Consider the following 5,889-nt stretch of genomic DNA (forward strand, 5'->3'; position numbering starts at 1 on the left):
ATAAACAATAAGCTTTAATATCACCTATAAAAAAATAAAAAGGAGCTACCTCAGTGTATGAAGTAACTCCTTAGTTTTATTTACATCTTAGGAGACCCAACCATGACATTAGCCTATCGTGTTTCAATTATCAATCCCCCTAGCCTTTTTCACACTAAAAATGGAGGAGTACATTGAACAATGAGCTAATGTGTGTTTGTTCCGTTGAAGGAATTAATTCACATGGAATTAATGGAATTCAAATTCCTAAAAGAAACAAATTTTCGGTATTACCGATAGAGACTCATTACTTAACCATTTGGGTTTTTCTGTTTCTTGGCAATTATCCTTTTTGTTGGCTTCAATAAAATTTCACATTGATAAATCTTAAACATTTTCCTTTGATATGGTTCTCTATGGATAACATAGATGCCAATTATGAAAGGATTTTATTTTTCGATTTCGCCTTTCCATAGAGGGAAAACAATCGCTCCACATGCCAAATGATTATTAAGGATTGACCTTACTACTCGTTCACAAAACGGAACGAACACGTATGGTTGAGCCTCCTAAGATGCTAATGTTTTTTCTTTCTTTTACAATTAAATTATAACACGGAATTTTTTGAATTTACGGATTATATGTGTCGGATATGTGAATTATTGGATATTTAAGTGCTTGCAGAGAGGGGTAAATTATCTTTAAGTTTGATGGAAAGGATGCTTAACATCTTATGCTTAAAGCTATAAATAAATACGCGAAACCTTTTGACACAGCTACCGATCTCGATCCATTAATCAATGCAATTGGTGATGCAAAATATGTGCTCCTTGGTGAATCTTCTCACGGAACCTCTGAGTTTTATTCACTCCGAGCAGAGCTATCCAAAAGATTAATTAAAGAAAAAGGTTTCTCCTTTATTGCAGTTGAGGGTGATTGGCCCTCTTGCCAGAGTATCAATCAATACATTAAGGGCTTTAACCATTCGACGAACGACGTACGGAGAGTACTGGAAAGCTTTAATCGCTGGCCGACTTGGATGTGGGCAAACCAAGAAATGATCGGACTTATTGAGTGGCTGAAGGATTATAATCAACAAACTAATTTTTCTCAAAAAGTCGGTTTTTATGGTTTGGATGTCTATAGTCTTTGGGAAAGTATGGATGAAATTATTCGCTATTTAGAAAAAATGAATTCCCGGAGCCTTCAAGCCGCAAAAAAAGCTTTTTCGTGTTTTGAACCCTTCAACCGCAATCATGAATCATATGCTGTTTCGGCAGGATATCTCTCTGAAGACTGTACGAGAGAAGCACTCGAACTTCTCGCCTCCATCCAGAAAAACAAATGGAAATTTGAAGACAATCAGGAAAGCAGCCTGAATATGGAGGTAAACGCCCTTGTCACCGCAAATGCTGAAGAATATTACAGGACAATGGTCAAAAGTGACTCGAAATCATGGAATGTCCGTGACCACCACATGGTAGAAGCCCTCAACTCCGTGATGAATTTTTATGGAGATCATGCCAAAGCAATCATCTGGGAGCATAATACCCATGTCGGTGATGCCAGAGCAACCGACATGAAAGAAGAAGGAATGGTAAATGTCGGCCAGATTATTAGGGAACAAAATGGTACAGAAAATGTATTTATCGTCGGGTTCGGGACCTATACTGGTACGGTGATTGCATCTACTGAATGGGGTAAAGACGTTCAAATCATGCAGGTACCTCCTGCTCAATTTGGCAGTTGGGAATCACTAATGCATAAGACCAGTCCGACTAATAAATATTTACTTTTTACCGATCAGAACCGTGATGAGTTTTCGACTACCATTGGTCATCGTGCAATAGGTGTGGTTTATAGGCCAGAATATGAACATTTCGGTAATTATGTTCCCTCCAACATGGGTCAGCGGTACGACAGTTTTATCTTCTTTGATCAAACAAAAGCATTGCAGCCACTTATTTTAGAACATGTACTTACATGAAAAAAAGTCTTCCTTCAGAGATTTTGAAGGAAGACTTTTTTATTAATCCACTATAGGATTTTTAAAATTATCAGTAGTAGGAATTTTGTTTTCTTTTATTTTATTTTCCACTCGCCATTTATGTTCAACCAATTTATCATTACTAGGAATCGTTATTTCACTGCCATCCGGCATCTCAAATCGATATTGATAAAAACTGGTAGTACCTTGGTGGTTTCTATATAGAATATGGACTTTTGAAATACGATCCCATCTATATTCCTTTTCTTTTAGGCTTTTCAATGTATTATAATGAACACCCGCGTTATCCAAATAATAATAGTTGGTTGAGCTTAAGATAAATGCGGGGATACTAGCTAGAATCATTGCCCCCGAAACCACTTTAAACCAAATACCTTCCCATCGCTGTCTAAAAATTAGGTAGAGAGTTAACATGACTGCGGTATAAATCATCCCACCCATAAAAGTGATATAAGCAGAAAATGGCGTCGAAAAAAACCATTGCGACCGAGAATAATAAACCATACTTTGGTATGATGGCACCACAATAAATGGCACAAAAATGCTGCATATGTACAAAATAATCGTATATGCAACCAGTTTTACATGATTTTCCTCAGTGGACTCCTTTTTCTTTATCAATCAAAAATATCCCCCCATTATTCCCCAGTATACATTTGACGAAAACTCCCAAAAAAGGTTTCATGGCTATTCAGAATTTTTTTCCTTTTCATGGTATCTTGCTAAATGGGATTTTTATCCGATTCTTTTAATACATAACCACCGAAAATATCCGCATACTATTTTTGTATTTCAATTATATAACGAAAGAAGGATTACTTATGACAGTTGGAACACAAGTAAAACAAGCATTGGCAGGACTAAAAAGTGCTCAGGCAAGTTTTGAAACCTTTGCACTAGCCACAGATAACCAAAATGCAAAGCAACTTTATCAACAAGCGGCACAACAGACTCAATCTGTTCTTGATAGCCTGGAACCGCGCCTTCAAGAAATTCTCAATGAAGAGCCTCAATATAATCAATAAAATGCAGTTTTAGGTTGGCATTTTTGCCAACCCCTTTTTGATATATAGAATCCCTTATGAAAGGAAGTTTACTTGTGACCATCGCTTCAAATGTTAAGCAATGTCTCGCTACTATGAATGGAATCGAAGCACAGCTGGCTTCCTTCGCGCTAAATTCTTTGGATAGTGAAGCACAAGCTACTTTTAATCAAGCCATGTTAACGGTTGGAGAAGTAAAGAAAGATCTCCAATACCGTGTATTAGAACTTGAACGACATGAACCCCAATACAAAGGGTCATAAATCTTGAGGTGAGAAAATGATGCCAGATTGGGTTTTTATAATAGTCCGTTCGTTAGTCTTCTTGGTACTCTTATTTATTACCACCAAAGTACTAGGTAAGAAACAAATATCTGAACTGTCATTCTTTGAATATGTTGCAGGTATTACCATTGGAAGTATTGCCGGAGAAGTCGTAACGGGTTTGGAAGGTAATATGTTCCATGGTGCACTGGCACTTGTCGTTTTTGGATTCGTAACATTTCTGGTGAATTTTTTAGCTATAAAAAGTAAAAAGTTTAGTGATTTTGCTGAGGGAAAAAGTACTGTTGTTATTAAGGACGGAAAAATTTTAGAAGAAAATTTGAAAAAGGAAAAATATACCATCGATGAATTATCGGCTCTTCTTAGACAGAAGAATATTTTTAAATTTGCTGATGTAGAATTTGCAGTGTTGGAACCCCGAGGAAATTTAAGCGCATTATTAAAAAGAGAAAACCAACCACTTACACCCAAAGATTTACAAATGAAAATGCCGAATGAGAAAGAACCACAAACGGTTATCATGGATGGAAATATTGTTGATGAATCGTTAAGATGTGCAGGAAAAGGTAGAGGCTGGTTATATACAGAGTTAGAAAAACTAGACGTAACACTTGATAATGTATTCCTTGGACAAGTGGATTCATACGGAGAACTCACGGTAGATCTATATGACGATAAAATTCAAGTTCCAGCTCCCGCACAACGTCCACTACTTTTGGCTACCTTAAAAAAAATTCAGGCTGATTTAGAGATTTTTTCGCTTGAGACCAATTGTGAAAAATCAAAAGCAATGTATAAGCAAAATGCAAAGAAGATTCAAGAAACCATTGATGTCTTAAGTCCTTATTTAAACGGTTAATTACACTAAAAGAAGCAATATAAAATCCTTATCAAGCTTATTTGATAAGGATTAATCATTTCTAACTATTCATTTTCAGCGACCGTTCATTCTGAATTATTTTCTGGTTACTTTTATGCGAAAAAAAGCTGTGCAGGATCATACCAACCATGACCAATCCCATACCCCACCAAGATAGCAGCGTCGGGAAGGTGCTGTTTAGTAGTAATAATTCTCCAATAACAGCGAATAATACCTCCACAGATTGTGTCGCCTCAACGGCCGCAAGTTTCTGCATATTTCCTCTAACTAGATCGGTTGCTTTAAAAAATAAAATGGTGGCAATTACTCCTGAGGTTACAGCAACAAGTCCGGATTGGATTATTTGCCCTTTGCTTGGTGTGCCAATCGTAAATAGTCCATATATGGATAATACAATCCATAATGGAAGACTAGCTAAGGTCATTCCTAATACACGTTGGAAGACATCCAGCCGTCCGCCACATATATCCATCATTTTTCGGTTTCCTAGTGGATAAGCAAATGAAGCAATCAGCACAGGAAGAACACCCAGGGTAATCACACCAATAGATATTTGATTGGCCTGTTCCATTTGCATCAAGATAATTCCTAAAAGGATTATCACTGACATACCCAAGCCCTTAAATGGGATTTTTCCCTTTTGCTGGATTGGACCTTTTTCAGTCATAACCCTTTCGTAAAAAAATGGAGCCAGCAAAGACCCTGAGATAATCGTTACCTGCCAAGTAGCTGCAATGAGCCACCCTGGGGCATATGCTGCAGAAAAACAAATAGGGCCATAAAATAATCCAAAACCAACCGAACTCCATAATAGCCAACTACCTGGATTTTTTTTCATATCCCAAAGCAAGGGTTTAAGATTTTTTCTTCCAATGACAATAATAAGTAAAAAAGGGACCATAAAGAAATACCTTAAAGATGCACTCCAAATCCAGCTGCCCCCTGCCTGGTCCATCGATCTGTTGAGGATAAATGTAAATGCAAAAAAGAAAGCCGCTAAGATACCTAAAATAATCGGCCGCAATAATCTCTACTCCTTCTATTACATTATTAATATGTATATAGTGTATTTTCCATTATATTGGGGGAACTATCAAGTTGAATTTTTATTGAGTTCATATGTATACAAACATATTTTAACGCATAAAGTTTTTTGGATACAGATGAAACTTTCTTATCCCCCATTCGTAAAAAGGATAGATTAATAAAAAAAGTGAGGTTGAGATCCATGTTTGGAAAAGTAGCTGCCGATATTTTAGGTTTAAGTGATGTGGGTGCTGTTATTAAACCAGAGAATTATGACAAGGTAGACGCAGACGATTATGTCATGCATGAAGACAATGAAAAAATTTATTTTCTTATCAAATCCAAATCAGATGAATATTGCTTTACCAACAATGCTCTTATCCATTTAGATGGAACAAGTGCAACCAGCAAAAAGCGGATGCTCCATCGTTATAGTTATGCTACCAACCGAATCTCAGACGTGTATCTTGAAACAGCGGGAACGGTTGACCTTGACGTCGAAATTAAATTTAAAATTGGTTCTGTGCCTTTCTCCATTGATGTACATAAAAAACATATTGAGGAAATTAAGGATTTATATAAAGCCCTAATTAAAATTTCAGAAATATCACATGAAAATGAAATTTCCCTTCAGTTTGCTAAACAAAGCTTAGATGTTGCGTCCACTAC

General features: G+C 36.6%; 7 protein-coding genes. 5 read left to right on the forward strand and 2 right to left on the reverse strand.

What is annotated here, in order from left to right; genetic code table 11:
- Positions 1-712 precede the first annotated feature (712 nt).
- Positions 713-1,966, forward strand: coding sequence for an erythromycin esterase family protein (locus tag V7659_RS12350; protein WP_335540283.1), 1,254 nt, complete (start codon positions 713-715; stop codon positions 1,964-1,966).
- A gap of 42 nt (positions 1,967-2,008) precedes the next feature.
- Here the strand turns inward: V7659_RS12350 and V7659_RS12355 are convergent, their stop codons facing one another.
- Entirely contained in the window at positions 2,009-2,608 is a 600-nt protein-coding gene (locus tag V7659_RS12355) for a hypothetical protein (protein ID WP_335540284.1), read from the reverse strand.
- A 200-nt stretch (positions 2,609-2,808) separates the two neighbouring features.
- Here V7659_RS12355 and V7659_RS12360 point away from each other — a divergent pair, with 200 nt between their 5' ends.
- The 3 genes from V7659_RS12360 to V7659_RS12370 all read left to right on the forward strand — a co-directional run bounded on the left by V7659_RS12360 (position 2,809) and on the right by V7659_RS12370 (position 4,173).
- Complete coding sequence (locus V7659_RS12360) at positions 2,809-3,012, forward strand: DUF1657 domain-containing protein (RefSeq protein WP_026563681.1); 204 nt, start codon at positions 2,809-2,811, stop codon at positions 3,010-3,012.
- A 74-nt stretch (positions 3,013-3,086) separates the two neighbouring features.
- Positions 3,087-3,293, forward strand: a complete 207-nt coding sequence (locus V7659_RS12365) for a DUF1657 domain-containing protein (RefSeq protein WP_098576716.1) — start codon at positions 3,087-3,089, stop codon at positions 3,291-3,293.
- Positions 3,294-3,312: 19 nt separating this feature from the next.
- The gene (locus tag V7659_RS12370; protein ID WP_335540287.1) at positions 3,313-4,173 is read left to right on the forward strand and encodes a DUF421 domain-containing protein; all 861 of its coding nucleotides are present in this window, start codon (positions 3,313-3,315) and stop codon (positions 4,171-4,173) included.
- A 61-nt stretch (positions 4,174-4,234) separates the two neighbouring features.
- Here the strand turns inward: V7659_RS12370 and V7659_RS12375 are convergent, their stop codons facing one another.
- Complete coding sequence (locus V7659_RS12375; protein ID WP_335540285.1) at positions 4,235-5,218, reverse strand: DMT family transporter; 984 nt, start codon at positions 5,216-5,218, stop codon at positions 4,235-4,237.
- A 204-nt stretch (positions 5,219-5,422) separates the two neighbouring features.
- Here V7659_RS12375 and V7659_RS12380 point away from each other — a divergent pair.
- The coding region (locus V7659_RS12380) for a PH domain-containing protein (RefSeq protein ID WP_335540286.1) at positions 5,423-5,889 on the forward strand (467 nt) is incomplete at its 3' end.

The sequence above is a fragment of the Neobacillus drentensis genome (genome assembly GCF_036966985.1).
Lineage (GTDB): Bacteria > Bacillota > Bacilli > Bacillales > Cytobacillaceae > Neobacillus > Neobacillus drentensis_E.

Coding starts and splice junctions, on each gene's coding strand:
- V7659_RS12350 (WP_335540283.1), top strand. CDS start 713: ATGCTTAAAGCTATAAATAAATACGCGAAACCTTTTGACACAGCTACC.
- V7659_RS12370 (WP_335540287.1), top strand. CDS start 3,313: ATGCCAGATTGGGTTTTTATAATAGTCCGTTCGTTAGTCTTCTTGGTA.
- V7659_RS12360 (WP_026563681.1), top strand. CDS start 2,809: ATGACAGTTGGAACACAAGTAAAACAAGCATTGGCAGGACTAAAAAGT.